Below are 20,964 nucleotides of genomic sequence, written 5' to 3' on the forward strand. Positions count from 1 at the left end.
AATGAAAAATCCTGTAGCGCCATGCCCTACAGGATTACAGGTCAACCAGCTGATTAGAGGCAGGAAAGGAATTTTCCGTTAAAAACAGAATTCCATTAGCAATAAAGCAATGGCCTAAAATCGCAGGATAGAAGTGTGCGGGCGATTAGCCTTCCAGATGGCACACATAATCCAGTGGTTCCTGGGTTTCAATAAAGAAACGGCTGCTGCCCGGTACATAAAAAGACTGTCCGGCACGATACAGTTCGCTTTCAGGCTGATCTGCAATTTTAACGCGGCATTCACCAGAAATGATTTCCATGCGCTCGGGAACATGGGTTTCAAACACCAGCGGTTTTTCGGTCGGTAAAATGACACCAACAGTTTTTTTGCTGCCATCATCAAACTGAATGGTATGGCTAATGCACTTTCCATCAAAATAGATGTTGGCTTTTTTAATTACCGTCACTTGATCAAATTGTGCTGGATTCATCATGTCACTCCGCAAAAGACCGCTGTAGTTTAGCGCAAGCACAAGTGGCCTCGCTAGAGGATTTGGCAAAATATTCTGCAACTTAAGTACAATAAAGACAGCCTCAATATAATTTGTTTTTAAAATAAAAAAACGACTCATTCGCTTTTTGGCTGGCCCTGAATGGTGGCAACCAGTTGGCGTGAACCTGCATGGTTACGATGCTCACCCAGATAAATACCCTGCCAGATGCCCATATTCAAATCTCCTTGCCGCACTGGAATGGTCAGCTCACACCCCAGCAGACTACTTTTAAAATGTGCAGGTAAATCATCTGGCCCTTCATCATTGTGCCGATAGTAAGGTTCACCTTCGGGCGCCAGCCGGTTAAAAAAGCGCTCAAAGTCCAGCCGGACATTCGGGTCAGCATTTTCATTAATGCTCAAACTGGCCGACGTATGCTGAATCCACAAATGCACCAGTCCAACCTCAAACTGGGCTAATTCTGGTAATTGCTGCACAATTTCATGCGTAACCAGATGAAAGCCACGTGGCCGTGCCTTTAAGCAAATTTCTTTTTGTAGCCATAGCACCATGACATAATTGTCCTGTAAATTTTAAAGAATCCTTAAGCTTAAGGTTTTATTAAAGCAACGTGCCACATCGTAAATGTACTTGATGCATTCTTGTGTTTCTTTAGGCACGCTTTTACCGGTAAAACTGCAAAAACCCGGTTAAATGGCTTTTCTCGCTTTGGCAAGCTGTGTACTATCAGCATGATTCATCATGTCTTCATCGCATATTAATTCAAGCATATTTCATGAAATAAAGGGTTTGAATGCTCACCAATTTAACATTACAAAACTTTGCGCTGGCAGAACAGCTATCACTTGATTTAGCAAGTGGTTTCAATGTGTTAACCGGTGAAACCGGTGCTGGCAAATCATTGCTGCTGGATGCCTTGTCAGTTTGTCTGGGCGAACGTACTGATGTGGCGCATGTGCGGTTTGGTACTGACAAAGCCGATGTTACTGCCAGTTTTGACTATAAAAAAAATGACCCAATTGATGTGTGGCTGGTCGAGCGGGAACTCAATGACAATGCCGGACTGGATGATGAATATGGTGAGATTCATTTACGCCGGGTGATTTTAAATAATGGCCGCAGCAAGGCATGGATTAATGGCCGGCCCTCCAGCCTGACCGAGCTTAAGGAAGCTGGACGGCTGCTGGTACAACTGTACAGCCAGCATAGCCAGCAACAACTGCTGGAGCCCCCCTACCCCAAAAACTGGCTGGATCGCTACACTGGCTTGCAGGCACAGGCGCATGATGTCCGGCAGGCATACCATCACTGGCAGCATTTATTAAAAGAACAACAATCGGCACTGGCCGCAGCAGCCAGCAGGCAAACCCGCATGATTGAACTGGAAGCCCAACTGGAAGAAATCCTGCCGCTGGCCCCGTTGAACTATACCGCGCTTGAACAGGAATATGACCGTCTCAGCCACTTTGAAAGCATGATGCAGGATTGCGCGGCCCTGCTGGATGGGCTGGATGAACAGGAAAATAATGTTATGCAGCAGCTGGCGGTGTTTAGCCGCCGGGCTGAAAGTCAGGCCAGTCGCTCGCCACAGCTTGGCGAAGTCAGCGAACGCCTGATTAATGCACAAAGTGAACTAACGGATGCCGTAGCCCTGTTGCGCCAGTTTGTTGACCAGCAGAATTTTGACCCGGAACGCATGACCGAGCTGAATGAATATCTGGAAGTTTTTCACCGGCTGGCGCGCAAGTACCGGGTTACCCCGGAAGAACTCAATGGCTTGTCAGAAACCTGGCAAACCGAGCTGGATCGCCTGAACCTACTGGATGACCCGGAAGCACTGGCCGCGCAGGTTGAGCAGTCCCATCAGCAATTTTTGACACTGGCGCAGGCGCTGGATAAGGCACGCCGTGCTACTGCAACGCCATTGGCTGAAAACCTGACCCGTCAGGTACGCCCGCTTGCCTTGCCGGAAGCCTATTTTGAATTTGGCTTTGAAACGCTGGACCAGCCCAATGCAGATGGTTTATCCCACATTCAACTGTATTTTACTGCCAATAAAGGAATTCCCGCACAGGCATTGGCCCGGGTGGCTTCCGGTGGTGAACTATCGCGTATTGCCCTGGTCATGCAGGTGATGAATGCTGAAAAAACTGAAGCTGATGTGCTGGTGTTTGATGAAGTGGATGTCGGCATTAGTGGTGGTACGGCTGAAATTGTGGGTCGTCTGCTGCGTGACCTTGGCAAGCATGTGCAAATCCTGTGTATTACCCATCAGCCGCAAGTGGCAGCACAGGCTGACCAGCATTTACTGGTTGAAAAGCAGCAAACCAAACAGGCTTCCAGCATTATTTATGCGTTAGAAGATGAACAGCGTATCATTGAATTGGCACGCATGTCTGGTGGTGTTGAAATTACCGAAACCACTTTGCAACATGCACGGCACCTGCTCAACCTGAAACATTCCTGATCAGCAGGCCAGATTTTGCATAGCCTTTATGATTGTGTGGCGACTGCGCGAGCTTGATTTAGCAGCCGGTAAGCCTTGTATTTGCCAATTTCACCCCGATCTATTTTTATTACAACTCTTATATCGGCAGCACGCCATTGTGCCTGCAAGGTCTACTGTTTAGGAGCACCACGTATCTTGGCAAAAACCTATTTAACCCATCGCTGTTTAATTGCGCCACCGCAGCTGAATGATGATTTTTTTGCCCAGACCATTGTTTATATCGCCCGTCATGATGATCAGGGTGCGCAGGGTTTAATCATTAATCGGCCAAGCCATATTGAAATCAAGGACTTGCTGATTGATTTGCAGATTAGTCCAGATATTGTACGGCCACATGCGGTGCTGGAAGGTGGCCCCGTGCGTCCGGAAGCCGGTTTTGTACTGCATACCGGCAATCCGGTGTGGCAATCCTCCATTGCGGTCAGTGAAAATGTCTGTGTGACCACCAGCAAGGATATTCTGGAAGCCATTGCTCACAATGAAGGCGTAGAGCGCTACCAGATTATGCTGGGCTATGCCAGCTGGCAGCCGCACCAACTGGAAGAAGAACTGGCACAGGGTGACTGGCTGGTCTGTGAAGCAGATATGGAACTGCTGTTTAACTTGCCGTATGAACAGCGCTGGTCAGCCGCCGCCGCCAAAATTGGACTGGATACCAACTGGTTGTCTCCTGATATTGGACATGCCTGATGAACAGCGATCAGTGCAGCACGGCTGTACCACTGCGCAAGGCAAAGGCTATGCCTGAGTTACATCAATACCCCTAAGAAACAAAAATTATGACTCACTCCTCTGGCAACCCGCAGACAGTAATGGGTTTTGACTTTGGCACTCAGAAAATGGGCATGGCTACCGGCAATAGTCTGACGGGAACTGGCCAGCCCTTGCCATTGTTTGCCATGCGTGACGGCATTCCCGACTGGGACAAGCTGGAACAGATCATTGCCCAATGGCAGCCTGACCTGTGTGTAGTAGGATTGCCGTTGAATATGGATGACAGCGAATCCGAATTATCAGCACGGGCGCGCAAGTTTGCCCGGCGCCTGAAACATCGCCTAAACAGACCAGTGTGGATGCTGGATGAACGGCTGACCACCCGCGAGGCACGCAATACGTTGTTGTCTTACCAACAGCAAGGCCATGGTAAAAAAACCAGTGCGGATAGTCTGGCTGCCGTGATGCTGATTGAAAGCTGGTTTAGGGAATCTGTGGGTATTGCACCTTAATGCTTTTACGATGTTTGTAGCCTATTTATTTTTTTCCATTGGTAGGCTTTAATATTATTAATAACAAAACCATTGGCTGAGCCTGTATTTTGTTGTCGCTAAGCGTTTGCTTTTTTGTCGTTTTTCGCAACTTTTGCTCATTTTACCTTGAGCGTTTGCAAGCCTGTCGCCTACACTGAATTTATCTTTTTAGTCTGCTGAATCTCCATTCATGACTCTCTGGCAGCTTTTTCAGAAGCTCAGACCTTTTGTGCGGCCCTATCGCACGCTGGTGATTGCCACCCTTGTCCTAACCCTAATTGGTTCGCTGACCGCACAGGTTAATGCACTCACGCTGCAATATGCGGTGGATAGTATCAATCATTTAATCAAGGCTGGCCAAGGCTTGGCGCAGGGCTGGCATATTTTAATCACCATTAGTGCGGTGCTGCTGGTCAAGGAAGTGGTCAATGCTGTGGTGCAGTTTGGCCAGAAATTTTATGGCGAACGGCTGCGTATTATGGTATCGCAGGATCTGGCCCAAAACATTATTGAAAAATTCCTCACCTATCGCCTTACCTTTTTTACCGAAGATGACAATCAGGCCGGCAAGCTACAAACCCGGATCGACCGGGGTATTGGCTCGCTTACCCGGCTGGTGCAAATCTTTTTTATTGATATTTTGCCCTTATTTACCAGTGCCATTGTAGCACTGGGCCTCATGTTTTATGCCAATGTCTGGGTGGGAACCGTGGCACTGTGCATTGTGCCGGTGTACTTCTGGCTGACCTATATACAGGCACAAAAACTCGGCGGCTGGCGGCGCAAACTACGTCAGGGCCGTGAGCAAAAAAGTCAGGGCATTCTCAGTATTATCAATTCCATCACAGTAATTAAGTCGTTTAACCGTGAAAATATTGAAGCCGACAAGCAACTGGGCCTGCAAAAGGACTTAACCCAGAACCAGATGCAAACCCGGCAAACCAGTTTTTTGTTTGATGGCCTAAAAACCTTTATAGAACAAATTGGTGTGGTACTGATTATTATTCTAACTGCCTATTTTGTGCTAACACGGCAAATGAGTATTGGCATGATCATGTATCACGTCCTGCTGTTTAACAACGTCTCAGCGCCGATTCGCCAGTTGCACCGGATTTATGATGAAATCAATGATGCCATGATTTACTCGGAAAGCTTTTTTACCATTCTGGAGGCAGATCACGAGATTGAACCAACGGGTCAGCAAAAGCCTGCCATTGCCGGTCAGTTTGAACTTAAGCAAGTGGATTTTCATTATCCCAATGGTCACCATGCGCTTAAAGACATTAGCATGACTATTCGGCCCAACAAGATTACCGCGCTGGTGGGCTTGTCTGGAGCTGGCAAAACCACGCTGATTAGCCTGCTGGATAAATTTTATCTGGCTGATTCTGGCAGCATTTTGCTGGATGGGGTGGATTTAAAAGACATGGACACCGCTTATCTGCGTGACCATATTGGGCTGGTTCTGCAAAAAAATCATATTTTTCAGGGGACGATTGAAGAAAATATCCGCTACGGCAAGATGAATGCCAGCATGGCAGAAATTGTTGAGGCAGCACAACAGGCGTCAATCCATGAACAAATCATGACGCTGGAAAAAGGCTATGCGTCCGATGCCCTATTACTTTCTGGTGGACAGCAACAGCGCATTGCAATTGCCCGCATGTTTTTAAAAAACCCGCCGATTATTTTTCTGGATGAACCCACGGCCAGCCTGGATGCTATTGCCACCGAGCAAATTAAACACAGCCTTGACCAGATTAAGCAGGGCCGCACGGTGGTAATTATTTCGCACAGCCTATCGCAAATTATTGATGCCGATTACACCTATGTGATGAAAGAAGGCCGCATTGTCGAGCATGGCGAGCACCATGCGCTGTATAAAAACTCGCAAGTATATAAAGAAATTTTTAATGCCATGGCCAAAAGCCTGAATATTGAAAAAATTGCCCGTACGCTTAATCCGGATGAAGACCTTACTGCTTAAGATAAGCCTTTATTTTTCTATTAAAAAAACCCTGACTATGCAGGGTTTTTTAGGCTGTTAACCAATAAGCTTAAGGCTTTTTTAAATACGGCCACGCTGCACGTAAGTAAATAATCATCGACCACAGGGTTAAAATCACCGCGGTATACAACAAAATATAGGCTGCTGGCTCAATGGCTTTCCAGTTCAGCAAAAACACGCTAATGGCGATCATTTGAAAGGCAGTTTTATATTTGCCCACGGTAGACACTGCCACACTGGTACGCGCACCCAGCTCGGCCATCCATTCACGTAAGGCTGATACCGTAATTTCCCGTGAAATAATCACAATGGCTGCAAAAGCCATGCTAATGGTGGGTTGCCACTGCACCAGTACAATCAGTGCCGCCGCGACCATCAGCTTGTCTGCCACCGGATCGAGAAAACGGCCAAAGGCAGAGGTCTGGTTTAACACCCGTGCCAGATAACCGTCCAGCCAGTCGGTCACAGCAGCCAGAATAAACAGGCTGGTTAAAATAATATGACGTGTCCAGCTTCCTTCATGCCCATAAACCCCAATCGCTGGCGGCCAATAAGCAATCAGCAAAAAGACAGGGATCAGTGCAATCCGTGCCATGGTCAGAATGTTAGGAATATTTAAAATCGTTCCTGCCATAGAAAAATCCACTAGAAGGAATAAGGAATTCACCGCATCATATCATGAGCGAAGATCAGTAGCGATTGAGAATCGCTACCTGAGCGCAAGACGAAAGCTGTGCTTGAGTGGTGAGGAAATAACAAAGTAACTTCGTCTTGCGAAGCGATGCTTCTCATTTGTCCGAGCGCAAGACCTTGCGGCATATATGCCTCATATGCTTGAGTGGCGAAGATCAGTAGCGATTCTTGCGAATGAGGAATATATTCTGCAAGTTCTCACATCACCTGAGCAAGACGAAGGCTACGCACGAATAGGCAGGAGTGAACGGCATTGCTGTACAAAAAAGCAACTTGGTCTTATGAGCAAAATACGCTCTAAGAGTGTGGACTTCTCACTTATTTGAACACAAAACCTTACCTCGCCTCTTAAAACAGCAAGGATCAGCTCAAAACCTTTTGCCCTAATTAATCCTTGTCCTTAAATAAACACCGTCACCGTTTGGCGACTGAGCGCCACCAGCCTGCCTTGCGCATCCCAGATTTTGGCTTGTGTATAGGCATACCCATCGCCCGCAAATTCGGTTTTTACCTGATACTGCCACCAGCTATCGCCACTTGCCTGCGCAGGCAATTGAATCAGCTCAAGGTTCCAGCTCAGTGAACTGGCTGGTGCCACACGGTTATACATCGGCAATACCGCCGGTGGCCACATGTCCCCCAGCACAAACAAATGCGGCAGATTAATATTGGCCACTTGCTCGGTGGGTTTTAACCGCATCCAGCCACCAAAATCCGGCTGCTTTGACCCGGTAAATGGCATTTGTCCTTCTGCCCACAACGCATCAAAATGCTGGAAAAATTCGGGGGTCATGCCAGGAATAAATGGCAGAGGCTGGCAGTGTTCCGGGGCCTTAAATACGGGCGCAGCATGGCTACCCGGCAAATCAATCATGGATTCCCGTCCAGTACCAAAGCTGGCCACCAGTACAGACTGTACCTGCCCTTCCTGTAACAACTGCACCTGAATGCTGGTCACAGACTTGCCTGTGCGTAGTACTTGCGCCTTTAAGCTGGCGGTGCCCGGTGCCACTGGGCCAATAAAACTGACAAACGCAGAACGCAAGACCTTGGCGCTGTCATTTACCAGTTGCTCGGCATGCGCAACCATTAGGCCAGCTACCAGTCCGCCAAACAAAGCACGGCCCTGCCCCCACGTTTCCGGGACGATGATGTCCTGTTGCTGTGCGGCATTTGCCAGTAATTGGTCCAGTTGCATGACGCTCTCCGTTTTTTAAAGAAATAAAAACCCGCCCTAGCCAGCAAACTGATGCGGCTAACGTGGGTTCCGTTTTAGGAGAAAATAATGCATTTCTATAGTAAAAAATATGACCTAATCGTTCAGGCTTTTTTTAAATTCTGCCAAATGCTTATCTGTTTTAGTCTTTTGGCTTCATTGAGCAAGCCTTCACCTGATCTTTAAAATTGTTCGCTCATCGCTTTAAAAAGCTTCCTGTATATGCCAGTGCAACGACAGGAAGCTTTTTAAAAACAGGTTATTCATGCAGGATTTTATACACTGTACGCGCCAGCGCCTTACCAAAACCGGGCACCAGAGCCAGCTCATTTTCTGAGGCTTTCAGCACCCCTTGTATACCGCCAAAATGAGTCAGCAAGTCACGTCGGCGCTTTGGCCCAAGCCCCGGAATCACTTCCAGCACTGAGCCACCGCGTTTTTTATCACGCTTGGCGCGGTGTTTGGTAATGGCAAACCGATGCGCTTCATCACGTACCTGCTGAATTAAATGCAAGGCCTTGTTGTCACTGTCCAGCTGGATGCTATGGCCATCGGTAAAATGCAGTGTTTCCAGCCCCGGCTTGCGGCCTTCCCCTTTCGACACGCCAATCATAAAGGCATCCAGCTGTAAATCCTGCATGACTTCCATGGCCATTTTCAGCTGGCCCTTACCACCATCAATCAACAGTAAGTCCGGTAAAGGCGCTTTTTTATAACGCCGAGTTAAGGCTTGACGCATGGCTGCATAATCATCGCCCGGGGTAATATCCTTGATGTCAAACTGACGGTAATCACGTTTGCGCGCGCCGCCCTGATCAAACACCACGCAGGATGCTACCGGGGATTCACCCATGGTATGGCTGATATCAAAACACTCAATCCGGTCAATTGGCCGCTCGACCAATTGCTGCAAGATGGCAAAACGGTCACGCAACTCCAGATGATTGGACAGCCGTGCATGCAAGGCATTTTCGGCATTCATTACGGCCAGCTCCAGCCATTCCGCCCGGGTTTCACGCACCTTATTTTTAATTTGCACACGCTGGTCAAAATGCTGTTTTAAACCCTGTTCCAGACTGGCAGCATCGGGCAACGCCATATTGACAATGAGTTCTTCTGGCAGTTCATCAGCAAACTGAAAATAAAACGAGGCCATAAATTCAGATAGCATACAGCCCAGTTGCTCATCAGTGCTGGTTTGGCTATCCCCATTTTCCTGATAGGCAGAAGCCAGATCCGGAAAAAACGCCTTGCCACCCAGCATGCGGCCACTGCGCACATTCATTACCTGCACGCACACCACGCCAGCCTGCTGGGCAATCGCCAGAATATCGGCCTCGCCTTTCACTTTATAGACCGCTTGCTGTGCCTGTACTTCACGCAGCAAACCCACCCGGTCACGATAGAACACCGCTTCTTCAAATTTCAGTTGCTCAGCAGCACGCTCCATGTTGCCAATCAGTTCCTGATTCAGTTCGCGGGTATCGCCTTTTAAAAAACGGATAGTATGCGCCACATCCTGTGCATAATCCTCCGGACTCACCAGTCCTACACAGGGCGCACGACACCGCTTGATCTGGTATTGCAAACACGGGCGCTTGCGCTGGGCAAAAAAATTGTTGTCACACTGGCGGACCATGAACAGTTTTTGCAACACCAGCATGGTTTCACGCGCACTGGTGGCACTGGGATACGGCCCAAAGAACTTGCCGGCCTGATGCTGCCCTTTGCCGCGCCCAGCGGCCAGCCGTGGATAAGGCTTGTCACTGGACACAAACACGTACAGATACGACTTGTCATCACGCAGCATGATGTTATAGGGCGGACGATGCTGCTTGATCAGGTTTTGTTCCAGCAGCAGCGCCTCAGTCTCACTGCGCACCACCATGGTTTCAATATGCACAATGCGGGCAACCAGCGCGCGGGTCTTGGGATGGTCAATGGTCTTGACAAAATAACTGGAAACCCGGTTTTTCAGGTTTTTGGCCTTGCCCACATACAAGAGCTCACCATTGGCCCCCAGCATTTTATATACGCCGGGCAGGTTCGGTAAGTTGGCAAGAATGGCACGGATATTGGCAGTAATATCGGCGCTGGACTGGGGGAGGTTCAAGGATTCTATCATCCCCTATAGATGAGGTTAAATGGCTAAAATTCAAGCGTAAATCCAGCATTGTTATGGCTTGAATCAGACTTTACTCTAGCGTTATTTTAGCCCTGAAAATATGATGCCCGCGTAAGCGTAGGTAAAGAATTTTTGGTCAAAAACAGGCTTTAAATTTTTGCCACAAAACATTAGCCATAAAAAAACCTGAGCTACAACCTGGATGAAGTCCGCTCAGGTTTTTTACAGCCCATAAACCTTAGAATCAGGCAAAGAAAATCAGATAAAAAATGCCACCAAAAATCAGCCACTTTAATAGGTAATACAATTGGCGGTTGGTTTTCTTCAGGTTTTTGGCGCGAATACGAACCTGATACAAATAGCGAAAGGCCTTGTTAATGCCACCCGTCTGGTCACCCACCTCATTGGGAGAGCTGGCTGCTGTCATCACATTTCTGGAAAACCAGCGGTTAAAACCAGCCACCAGCCTTGAACTGAGCGGACGCTCAACATCACAAAACAGGATAATCCGGTTCTGGTCCGTGGCATTTTCGGCATAGTGCATAAAGGTTTCATCAAATACCACGCTCTGGCCATCACGCCAGCTATAACGTTCACCATCTACTTCGATAAAACAACGGTCATCATTGGGCGTAACCAGACCCAGATGGTAACGCAACGATCCAGCATACGGATCGCGGTGACGCACCAGACGGCTGCCCGGTGGCAACTCGGTAAACATGGCAGCCTTAATCGTTGGCAGGGTCTTTAGCAAAGCTGTGGTTTTTGGGCACAAATCGGCCGCTGACGGATGATGGCTGTCGTACCATTTGAGATAAAAGCGCTTCCAGCCGGTTTTAAAAAATGAGTTAAAGCCTGCGTCATTGTAAGTATCCGACGCCTTGATTTCTCCCTGACTTGACAACGCCTGTGCTTCATCACGGATCATTTGCCAGTTGGCATCCAGCACGGCCAGATCATCTAGATGACTGGTTTTGGCATCAATATACGGCTGGTTGGGCACTCTGGAAAACAGGTACATCCAGATATTAATCGGTGCCATGATGGTGGAGTGATCCAGAATCTGGCGTTTCAAGGGTTGTTTAACCCGCCCACGCCGCTGCACATAAATAGCAGAAACAATAAAAATAGTCAGGATAATCCACTTGATCATGCAGCACCTGCTTAAAGCAGCCTTAAAAATTGGCGCAATTTTAACACTAGCAGTTAAAGATTAACCAATGTTTAAAAAAATATCTTGATTCGCAAGCCATAAAAAAACGGACGATTAAGTCCGTTTTGCTTGTTTGGTTAATCAGCATAACGTTAGATTGCCATAGCAATTTGGCACATCAGATGGATTATCTAATACAGGAAGGTCACCTTTAATCGGCAAATCAACTGACGTATTTTGAGCTTTTTCAATGGCCTCATCAATGGCTTTGGCTGCAACGTCATTGTAAGTTAAACAGCTAGTTTTCAGGTTGGTAATAATATTGTTTACTAGAGGCTGAGCTACCCCCTGAGCCAATTGGTATTGCTGGTAAGCAGTCAGTAAGTCGCTAAATAACAACTTACCGCTGGCATATTGAGCATGATAAACTTTACCTTGATACTCTATGGCAAACATATATTGAACACGGCCTTGAGCATCATAGTTTTTAAGTTGAATCGCTCCCCAGTTATAACCTGCCCAGTTATATCTAGTCACTAATGCTGAAGCTGATATTCCGTCATCAAAGTTCTGATTAGCCCACTCCTGCAAATTGCGTACATTAGCAATCACTTGAGTTTCATCATTGGGCTGAAACTCAAGCATACTTTTACTATATTCGGTGCTTACTGGCTGGCGGCATTTTGCACCCTCAGGAAATACATCATTAGCGGCTAACATTTTAGAGACCAGTGATAATTTTAAATCACTATAATCAGGATTATTTTGATAAAAGCCAACAAATGCTGCGTCTGATGGGGCAAGAATTGGCGCAATCAATTTACCCTTTAAATTCATTATCTTAGAATTTGTAGTAATTTCCAGTCCTTTATATCCTTGCGGATTATAAGGAGTGCTGACCAATTCCTCATCAGTAGCTGACTTGATAAAGCTGTCGCGAATTCCCTGAGCAGAATTAACTGTTGCAGGCGTTTCTGGTTGATAAAGCTCAGTTTGTGTTAAAAAGTAGGAGCCATATTGTTTTGCAGTGGCAGCATGATTTGTCTTTAGATAAAGAATATCATTTTTGCGGGTAAAGGTATTTTTTTCAGTGGTAGTCTCATCAATACCGAGTTTATAACTATAAAAAGTATCTTTGTTATCAAATAAAATATTATCACTAGAAACAACGGGATTTGTTTTAGATGGGCTAGTACTAGATCCAGAACCACCGCCGCCACACGCTGTTAAAGCAAATGCCAAACCCATAACAGATGTTATTACCAGTTGCTTTTTCATGTTTCAATCTCAAATTAACTAAAAAAATAATGCAATGCGATAAATTAGAAAGGATTTCACTAGCACTGTTTTTCCAATAAGAAGTTCGGCGACAGCTATAGCCCTTTTATTTAAGTTACTTATTCATTCTTGCTTCATAATTTTACAAAGCGTTACCTAAAAAGTCATGTAAATTTTGACCGATTTAACAATTCGTGACCATTGCGTCATTAACTAAGCAATATCTATTGTCATTTTGCCCTCATCTTGGCGTAAACTTAGGGCAATTTTTTACCGCCCTTGTTGCATTATTCGGCAAAGGCGTTTTACGTTCCTTAAAAGTCCTCCAAAAACAGGAGATTAGGCATGATCCACTCTGGCAATGCCATTACCGTCCAAATGCTTTCGGACGGGATAGCAGAATTCCGCTTTGATTTACAAGGCGAATCCGTCAATAAATTTAACCGTGCAACCGTTGAAGACTTTGCTGCTGCGATTGCTGCGGTAAAAGGCAACAACGATATCAAAGGTTTAATCGTCACCAGTGGTAAATCCAGCTTTATCGTTGGTGCAGATATCACTGAATTTGGTGACAATTTTGCTCAGGGTGAAGCCGCCATTGCTGAATGGCTTGGCCCGGTAAACAATATTTTTTCAAGCTTTGAAGACCTGGACATTCCTAAAGTTGCGGCCATTAATGGTATTGCGCTGGGTGGCGGCTTTGAGCTGTGTCTGGTGTGTGATTACCGTGTGATGTCAACTGCGGCACAGGTTGGCCTGCCAGAAGTGAAACTGGGCATTTTCCCAGGCTTTGGTGGTACGGTGCGCCTGACCCGTGTGATTGGTATTGATAATGCGGTTGAGTGGATTGCTACTGGCGCGCAGAAAAAACCAGAAGCGGCGCTGAAAGACGGTGCAGTTGATGCCGTAGTTGCCCCGGAAAAACTGCAAGATGCTGCGATTGATCTGGTTAAGCAAGCGCTGGCTGGCAAGCTGGACTGGAAAGCCAAGCGTCAGGAAAAACTGGACCCGGTGAAATTAAACCCATTAGAACAAATGATGGCGTTTAATAGCTCTAAGGGCATGATTCTGGCCAAGGCCAACCCTGCGCAATACCCGGCACCAAAACTGGTTCTGGATGCGTTGCAGGCATCTGCTGGATTAACCCGTGACGAAGCGTTAAAAGTTGAAGCACAAGGCTTTGCCAAAGCAGCGGTAACCCCGCAAGCGGGCGCGCTGATTGGCTTGTTCATGAGCGACCAGCTGGTTAAAAAAATCAGCAAGAAGCATGAAAAAAATGCACATCCGGTGAACATGGCGGCTGTACTGGGCGCTGGTATCATGGGTGGCGGCATTGCTTACCAGTCTGCGGTAAAAGGCACGCCAATCATCATGAAAGATATTGGTAACCCGCAACTGGCACTGGGCATGAAAGAAGCCAACACCCTGCTGTCCAAGCAGGTTGAACGCAAGAAGCTGACCCCTGCCAAAATGGGTGAAGTGTTTGCACGTATCCGTCCGACTTTAAGCTATGACGAGTTTAAAGATGTGGATATCGTGATTGAAGCCGTAACTGAAAATCCAAAAATCAAGGAAGCCGTACTGGCTGATGCCGAGAAATCGGTACGCGAAAACACCATTATTGCGTCCAATACCTCAACCATTTCCATTACCCGTCTGGCCAATGCATTGCAACGCCCAGAAAACTTTGTGGGTATGCATTTCTTTAACCCGGTACACATGATGCCTCTGGTTGAAGTGATCCGTGGTGCCAAGTCGTCTGACGAAGCAGTGGCAACCACTGTGGCACTGGCACAGAAAATGGGCAAAACCCCCATCGTAGTCAATGACTGCCCGGGCTTTCTGGTTAACCGCGTATTGTTCCCTTATTTTGGTGCGTTTGACCTGCTGTTAAAAGACGGTGCGGACTTCCAGCAAATCGACAAAGTGATGGAAAAATTCGGCTGGCCAATGGGTCCTGCCTACCTGATCGACGTGGTCGGTATTGATACTGGCGTACATGGTGCTGAAGTGATGGCGGAAGGTTTCCCTGACCGCATGAAGCCAAGCTACAAGGGCGCCATTGAAATCATGTATGACAACAAGCGTCTGGGTCAGAAAAACGACATTGGTTTTTATCAGTATGCTCTGGACAAAAAAGGCAAAAAAGCCAAGAAAGTTGATCCAGTATCGTATGAGTTGATTGCGCCAATGGTGACTGGTGAAAAACGCGAGTTTGACAACCAAGAAATTATTGACCGCATGATGATTGCCCTGTGCAATGAAACCGTGCGCTGCTTGGAAGATAACATCGTCGCAACGCCTAATGAAGCTGATATGGCCATGATTATGGGCATCGGTTTCCCACCATTCCGCGGTGGACCATGTCGCTACATCGATCAAACTGGCGTTGCCGAATACGTGGCCTTGTGTGACAAGTACGCGCATTTGGGCAAAGCTTATGAAGCGCCACAACTGTTGCGTGACATGGCTGCCACCAACAAGAAATTTTACGGCTAAGGAGCTGCGTGCATGAGTAATTTAAATCCACGCGACATCGTGATTGTTGATGGCGTTCGTTCTGCCATGGGCAAATCCAGAAACGGTATGTTCCGTAATGTGCGCGCTGACTCTTTATCTGCTGAGTTAGTTCGTGCGCTGGTTCGTCGCAATCAATTTGATGTGAATGACGTTGAAGACCTGATCTGGGGTTGTGTCAACCAAACCCTAGAGCAAGGCATGAACATTGGCCGCAACATTGGTTTGCTGGCTGACCTGCCAAAAACCGTCGCTGGCCAGACCGTAAACCGTCTGTGTGGTTCATCCATGCAGGCGATTCATACTGCGGCTGCCCAAATTGCCACCAATCAGGGTGATATTTTCATCGTGGGTGGTGTTGAGCACATGGGCCACGTCGGCATGATGCATGGCATTGACTTAAACCCTGAAGCCTCCAAGCATTATGCTAAAGCGTCCAACATGATGGGCCTGACCGCAGAAATGCTGGGCCGCATGAATGGCATTACCCGCGAAATGCAGGATGCCTTTGGTGTTGAATCACACCGTCGTGCCTGGGCTGCTACCAACGAAGGCCGCTTTGCCAATGAAATTATTGGCGTAGAAGGCCACAATGCAGACGGCTTTAAAGTGCTGTGCGAAATTGACGAAGTGATTCGTCCTGATGCCAGCATTGAGTCTTTTGCTGCCCTGCGTCCGGTGTTTGACCCTAGCAAAGCCGGTACAGTGACTGCGGCAACGTCTTCTGCGCTGTCTGACGGTGCATCCGCCATGCTGCTGATGTCGGCTGAACGTGCCCAGTCTTTAGGCTTAAAACCACGTGCAGTGATTCGCTCTATGGCGGTTGCGGGCTGTGATGCGGCGATTATGGGTTATGGTCCAGTACCAGCCACCCAGAAAGCCCTGAAACGTGCTGGCCTGACCATCAACGACATTCAAACCGTTGAGCTGAACGAAGCATTTGCAGCGCAAGGCCTGTCGGTCATGAAAGCACTGGGTATCATGGACAAACAGGACATGATTAACCTGAACGGTGGTGCAATTGCACTGGGTCACCCACTGGGTTGCTCTGGCGCGCGTATTACCACGACACTGCTGAATGTGATGGAACAACAAGACACGCAAATCGGTCTTGCCACCATGTGTATTGGTTTAGGTCAAGGCATTGCAACCATTATCGAACGTGTTTAAGGTTTGATGTGGTTGTAAGGAAATCCCCGTAGAAATACGGGGATTTTTTAGTTTAAAATTTATTAATTCCTCTAATTTATAAAATTTTGGCTAGGTATGTATATGGGTGCATATTCAAGAGTTTCTATTAAAATTGATCATATAGACACTATTATTAAAAAAATTGAGAAAAGCTTTAAGATTGGACGTAAAGAATTTTATGGTGTTGCACAAGATTATTATTTCTATGATATCGAAAAAAATTCAGGTAGAAATGCATTTATTATTTCGCAAGACAGCAATCTACATTGGGTTGATGTAGTATTCCCTTTTCCTCATCTGTATTATTTTGATGAGTTTTTAAGAAGATTATCCAAAGAATTGGATACAGAGATTTTACTAGGCTATGACCATGACGCTAGCGGTGAAGCACGAGTTGCTAAATTTTCACAAGGAGCGTTAATACTCTCTATATATCAACAACCCATTATGTCCTTAGACCGGATTATTTTAGTAGATGATTATGGTGTTGAACAGTTTAAAGAGTTTTTTAAAAACTTGCCCAAACTTTATGAAAATTTTAAAGAGCTTCTGGATTTGGAGGATATACAAGAATTCTTTATATATAGCGGTAGAACATATGAATATTTGGGTGATGAATATGAAAAGTATTTACATCTTGAATGGTTAATATAAACCTAAACCAACTTTCCACTACCCTATCCCAACCTTTCGTTCGTGTAGCAAATCTGGCATTAAAGATCACAAGAGCCTGATAAGTCTTTAATTTTAGCCTATGCAAACTATTTGCAAAATCCAACAGCACCCTGCAACATGCCATCACAATCCAGTTTATAAAAACATGTTATCCAGTACCTTCATCAATTAAATAAATAACCTTAACTTCACATGAAGCACCCTGAATTCCTTCTGAGAATCACCTTGCAAAGCCCTCTCATCCATTGCAAACTCAAGCCTTTAGTTCAACAATAAAGAGCATCAGTATGTTTAAAAATATGGCCTCAGACCTGATGGGCACCAGTGATATCGGGAAGATTATTGAGCCACAGGATTATGATAAAACCGATCTGGACGATTATATTTTTCACGAAGATGGCGAAAAAATCTTCTTTTTAATTAAAGCCAAAACCGACGAATATTGCTTTACCAACACCGCGTTTATTCATCTGGACGGCACCAGCGCCATGAGCAAAAAACGCATGCTGTATCGCTATCCTTACAAGCATCACCAGATTAGTCAGGTCACGCTAGAAACCGCAGGCACGGTGGATCGTGATGTAGAAATCAAATTTTATCTGGGCGGCACTGCCTACTCGATTGATATTGAAAAGTCACAAATCGAAAAAGTGCGTGACCTGTACAAGGCGCTGTTTAGTATTGGGGAAGCCTGCAAGGAAATCGAGCGTCAGATGGGCACGCTCAGCCTCACCCAACAAGCGGTGAACAGCATGTTTGCGCTACGCCAACTGCCAGAACAGGTGGTGCTTAGCTTACCGGATATTATTTGCCAAACTACCTTGCAGGTTGAAGCGGGTTTTACCGAACGCCGTAAGCAAATTGAAAATTATGATTTTTCGCCTATTTTTGAGCGCTACCTGAAACAGTAAATTGAAATACTGAAACCCGACGTTCAAAGGCTGGGCTGCTGTTATAGAAGACTGGCTGGCACTGACCTGCCGGACGGTCTACTCTCCCTTGAACAATATGTTTTGATATTTAAGTTTTTTCTATCACTTGCGCTGTATTGTAAGGTTTTAGCACTAGCCGGTTAAGGAGTAACCCATGTTATCAATTCGCAGAAAAGCGCTCACAGCTGCTGTATCCAGTTTGGCTTGTATACTGTTATTTAGTGGATGTGCCACTTCTACTTTAATTAATAAAGGTCACCACAGTTCCACTCGCACCATCAAAACCACCTTGGTTGAAGATAACGTCATTGCTTTTGGCAAGCCTGCGCAGGCAGTGCAAGGCATACCACAAAGTAGCATTGTTATTGCAGGACAAAAAAACAGCTATATCCTGACTGAAGGCGGCACTCAGTTTGTTACCCTGATTAATCAACTTGATCCGAAAAATATTCAAATTACCAGATCTTTAAGTTTTTATTCTGAAAAAAATGACGGGCGTTTTTCAGGCAAGCTGCCGTTATCTTACGTAAAGCTGCAAGAAGATATCAGCAAAAAAGACCTGGAGTTTTTTATTGCCAATGGCGCAGAGGAATGTTCAACATCCAGCGATAAACGCATGAGCGCGCAACGCTTTTGTTTTAACATCAATTTAGCGGGCGTGGTGTATCCAGCCGCCAGTAATCTGGCGGCCCTAAAGCCGCTGAGCAAGCCTTATCAGGTCAGCATTTACACCAGTACAGAGGAAAGCTATAAAACCAAATCCAGTTTAAATCCACTGGAAAAACTGGTTCTGCTTCCATTTGCTGTAGCAATTGATGTGGTGGCTCTGCCCTTTGTGGCGGCTGAAAAGATTTTTGATTAATTTTACGGTTGGTTAGCTCAAGCAAGCCTTTATCACTTTCATTTATTTTAGACCAAAAACCAGCTTGTTAGCCAAACCACTTTTTAGCATAACTGATAACGCTCACTAAACTTAACTTTAAATCCGCTGAGTTAGGCTTCATCCTTAGCCTATTTCAGCCCAGTAGAGAATAGAAGAGTTTTATGCAACCCATGCGTCCTATTCGTATCGACATCTGGTCAGACGTGGTCTGTCCCTTCTGCTATATCGGCAAAAAACGCCTTGAGAATGTGGCACGTGAAGCTGGCATTGATATTGAGGTACATTGGCACAGCTACGAGCTAGACCCCAACTCTCCCGCCACGCACGATAGCTCCAATACCATACGGCTGGCCAGAAAATACGGTAAAACTGTTGAACAGATGGAGCAGTTGCAACAACAAATGGCCGAGATGGCACGCGATGAAGGCATTGACTTTCAGTGGCGAAAGGCTCAGTCGGGTAATTCGTTTAATGCACATCGCATGATTCATCTGGCTGACAGTCATGGGTTGGCTGATGCTGCCAAGGAAGCATTTTTTTATGCGTACATGACCGAAGGCCTGCCCATTGGTGAGCGTGACGTGGTGGAACAGGTGGCAGCCCGGATTGGTTTGCCCGCCAATGAAGTAAAAGCGGTGCTGGATTCCGACCACTTTACCGATGATGTGCGACAGGATGAACAAATTGCCCAACAGCAACTGGGCATTAGTGGCGTGCCATTTTTTATTTTTAACCAGCAAATTGGCCTGTCCGGTGCCCAGCCGCGTGAGGTATTCCTGCAAGCGCTCCAGCAGGCAGCAAGCACAAAGCGCGATACAGACACGCTGGAAGATTCAGCAGCACCCGTGTGTAATGATGAAGCCTGTGAAATTCCTGACCATAAGTAAACATCGCACATAAAATATATAAAAAATCCCTGCACCATTCAGGGATTTTTTAGTTTCGGCAAATTCCGTTTGATAAACTGCCTAACAACTGCTTTGCTAATGATTCTCTTGAATGCGCACGGTGACGGTACGCCCGGCCACCAGCATGCTGGCATCGGGGATACTGTCCAGTGTCACGCGCACGGGTACACGCTGGGCCAGACGCACCCAGTTAAAGGTGGGGTTGATGTTGGCCAGCATGGTGCTACTGGAAGTGCGCTCACGGTCTTCAATACCGGCAGCAATACCCTGCACATGCCCTTTTAGCTCACGGTTATCGCCAATCAGCTGAATGCTCACCGGGTCGCCCACATGAATGCGAGACAGCTTGGTTTCTTCAAAATAACCCACCACATAAAACTGCCTTGGGTCGAGTAAGGCAGCAATGGGCTGGCCGGCCGTAATATAATTGCCCGCCCTGAGATCAAAATTGGACAGGTTGCCGTCACTGGGCGCCTTGACCTGGGCGCGGGATAAATTTAGCAGGGCCAGATCAAGGGCTGCCTGTGCACTGGCCACATCAGCCACTAATCCCTGCCTGCTGGTGCCGACTGAACTCAAGTTTTGTCGCTCTACTTCAATGCTGGCTTGTGCCTTGGCCAGATTGGCCTGTGCTTCCAGCCGCGCAGCCCGGTAACGATCCTGCTCCTGCCGTGATACTGCGTTGGCAGTTTCCAGCTGCTCAATACGGGCCAGATCGCGGCGTGCTCGCTCGGCTTCAGCCTGTGCTGCCTGAACGCCAGCCTGTGCCTGATGAATGGTGGCCTGTGCGCTTAAGCGTTGCTGCTGGGAGTTAGCAAGGTTGGCCTGTGCCTTGGCAAGGTTGGCTTTGGCCTGCTCTACCGCAATTTCAAAGCGGGCCGGATCAAGTGTAAACAGCACCTGATCTTTTTGTACACGCTGATTATCCTGCACCAGTACGTCTTTAACCAGACCCGAAACATCGGTGGAAATGCGCATGACATCGCCCCGGATACGGCCATCACGTGTCCACGGTGCCTGCGTGTAGTAGCGCCATAGCGACAGCGCCACGGCCACGGCAACAACGGCAATCACTGCAAAAATAATAATGCGCACAACCTGTTGAGACTTGAGGTTCAGTTGAGTGTTCATGG

At 46.9% G+C, this 20,964-nt stretch carries 18 protein-coding genes; 10 read left to right on the forward strand and 8 right to left on the reverse strand.

Features of this window, described 5'->3' with window-relative positions:
• Positions 1 to 145: 145 nt before the first annotated feature.
• Both ppnP and BKE30_RS06785 read right to left on the reverse strand, forming a co-directional pair.
• On the reverse strand, positions 146 to 472 hold the full coding sequence (gene ppnP, locus BKE30_RS06780; RefSeq protein ID WP_076877899.1) for a pyrimidine/purine nucleoside phosphorylase: 327 nt from the start codon (positions 470 to 472) through the stop codon (positions 146 to 148).
• Positions 473 to 609: 137 nt separating this feature from the next.
• A complete protein-coding gene (locus tag BKE30_RS06785; RefSeq protein WP_076877849.1) occupies positions 610 to 1,047 on the reverse strand; it encodes a secondary thiamine-phosphate synthase enzyme YjbQ in 438 nt (145 codons plus the stop codon).
• A gap of 242 nt (positions 1,048 to 1,289) precedes the next feature.
• On the opposite strand from BKE30_RS06785, the gene recN reads away from it, so the two are divergent.
• From recN to BKE30_RS06805, 4 genes are all read left to right on the forward strand, one after another.
• The gene (recN, locus tag BKE30_RS06790; RefSeq protein WP_076877850.1) at positions 1,290 to 2,963 is read left to right on the forward strand and encodes a DNA repair protein RecN; all 1,674 of its coding nucleotides are present in this window, start codon (positions 1,290 to 1,292) and stop codon (positions 2,961 to 2,963) included.
• A 177-nt stretch (positions 2,964 to 3,140) separates the two neighbouring features.
• On the forward strand, positions 3,141 to 3,695 hold the full coding sequence (locus BKE30_RS06795; protein ID WP_076877851.1) for a YqgE/AlgH family protein: 555 nt from the start codon (positions 3,141 to 3,143) through the stop codon (positions 3,693 to 3,695).
• Between the two features lie 89 nt (positions 3,696 to 3,784).
• Positions 3,785 to 4,231 carry a Holliday junction resolvase RuvX gene (gene ruvX, locus BKE30_RS06800; RefSeq protein WP_076877852.1) on the forward strand — a complete coding sequence of 149 codons (447 nt, stop codon included), beginning with the start codon at positions 3,785 to 3,787 and terminating at the stop codon, positions 4,229 to 4,231.
• 211 nt (positions 4,232 to 4,442) lie between these two features.
• Positions 4,443 to 6,239 carry an ABC transporter ATP-binding protein gene (locus tag BKE30_RS06805; protein WP_076877853.1) on the forward strand — a complete coding sequence of 599 codons (1,797 nt, stop codon included), beginning with the start codon at positions 4,443 to 4,445 and terminating at the stop codon, positions 6,237 to 6,239.
• 70 nt (positions 6,240 to 6,309) lie between these two features.
• Here the strand turns inward: BKE30_RS06805 and pgsA are convergent, their stop codons facing one another.
• From pgsA to BKE30_RS06830, 5 genes are all read right to left on the reverse strand, one after another.
• A complete protein-coding gene (gene pgsA, locus BKE30_RS06810; RefSeq protein WP_076877854.1) occupies positions 6,310 to 6,894 on the reverse strand; it encodes a CDP-diacylglycerol--glycerol-3-phosphate 3-phosphatidyltransferase in 585 nt (194 codons plus the stop codon).
• A gap of 459 nt (positions 6,895 to 7,353) precedes the next feature.
• A complete protein-coding gene (locus tag BKE30_RS06815) occupies positions 7,354 to 8,151 on the reverse strand; it encodes a thioesterase family protein (protein WP_076877855.1) in 798 nt (265 codons plus the stop codon).
• Between the two features lie 277 nt (positions 8,152 to 8,428).
• Positions 8,429 to 10,255 (reverse strand): excinuclease ABC subunit UvrC, encoded by a 1,827-nt coding sequence (gene uvrC / locus BKE30_RS06820; protein ID WP_406564674.1) that lies wholly within the window; start codon positions 10,253 to 10,255, stop codon positions 8,429 to 8,431.
• A 283-nt stretch (positions 10,256 to 10,538) separates the two neighbouring features.
• Positions 10,539 to 11,447, reverse strand: a complete 909-nt coding sequence (lpxO, locus tag BKE30_RS06825; protein WP_076877857.1) for a lipid A hydroxylase LpxO — start codon at positions 11,445 to 11,447, stop codon at positions 10,539 to 10,541.
• Positions 11,448 to 11,588: 141 nt separating this feature from the next.
• Positions 11,589 to 12,725, reverse strand: a complete 1,137-nt coding sequence (locus BKE30_RS06830; protein ID WP_076877858.1) for a hypothetical protein — start codon at positions 12,723 to 12,725, stop codon at positions 11,589 to 11,591.
• 345 nt (positions 12,726 to 13,070) lie between these two features.
• Here BKE30_RS06830 and fadB point away from each other — a divergent pair, with 345 nt between their 5' ends.
• The 6 genes from fadB (at position 13,071) to BKE30_RS06860 (ending at position 19,810) form a co-directional block, all read left to right on the forward strand.
• Positions 13,071 to 15,224, forward strand: coding sequence for a fatty acid oxidation complex subunit alpha FadB (fadB, locus tag BKE30_RS06835; protein ID WP_076877859.1), 2,154 nt, complete (start codon positions 13,071 to 13,073; stop codon positions 15,222 to 15,224).
• Positions 15,225 to 15,236: 12 nt separating this feature from the next.
• The gene (gene fadA, locus BKE30_RS06840; protein ID WP_076877860.1) at positions 15,237 to 16,412 is read left to right on the forward strand and encodes an acetyl-CoA C-acyltransferase FadA; all 1,176 of its coding nucleotides are present in this window, start codon (positions 15,237 to 15,239) and stop codon (positions 16,410 to 16,412) included.
• Between the two features lie 102 nt (positions 16,413 to 16,514).
• The gene (locus tag BKE30_RS06845; RefSeq protein WP_143253672.1) at positions 16,515 to 17,087 is read left to right on the forward strand and encodes a hypothetical protein; all 573 of its coding nucleotides are present in this window, start codon (positions 16,515 to 16,517) and stop codon (positions 17,085 to 17,087) included.
• Between the two features lie 308 nt (positions 17,088 to 17,395).
• Positions 17,396 to 18,019, forward strand: a complete 624-nt coding sequence (locus tag BKE30_RS06850; protein ID WP_076877862.1) for a PH domain-containing protein — start codon at positions 17,396 to 17,398, stop codon at positions 18,017 to 18,019.
• 175 nt (positions 18,020 to 18,194) lie between these two features.
• Positions 18,195 to 18,902 (forward strand): YidX family protein, encoded by a 708-nt coding sequence (locus BKE30_RS06855; protein ID WP_076877863.1) that lies wholly within the window; start codon positions 18,195 to 18,197, stop codon positions 18,900 to 18,902.
• Between the two features lie 200 nt (positions 18,903 to 19,102).
• Entirely contained in the window at positions 19,103 to 19,810 is a 708-nt protein-coding gene (locus tag BKE30_RS06860; protein ID WP_076877900.1) for a DsbA family oxidoreductase, read from the forward strand.
• 96 nt (positions 19,811 to 19,906) lie between these two features.
• Here the strand turns inward: BKE30_RS06860 and BKE30_RS06865 are convergent, their stop codons facing one another.
• Entirely contained in the window at positions 19,907 to 20,962 is a 1,056-nt protein-coding gene (locus tag BKE30_RS06865; RefSeq protein ID WP_076877864.1) for an HlyD family secretion protein, read from the reverse strand.
• Positions 20,963 to 20,964: the final 2 nt, after the last annotated feature.

Origin of the sequence: Alkanindiges hydrocarboniclasticus (assembly GCF_001982605.1) — a bacterium.
Taxonomy (GTDB): Bacteria; Pseudomonadota; Gammaproteobacteria; order Pseudomonadales; family Moraxellaceae; genus Alkanindiges; species Alkanindiges hydrocarboniclasticus.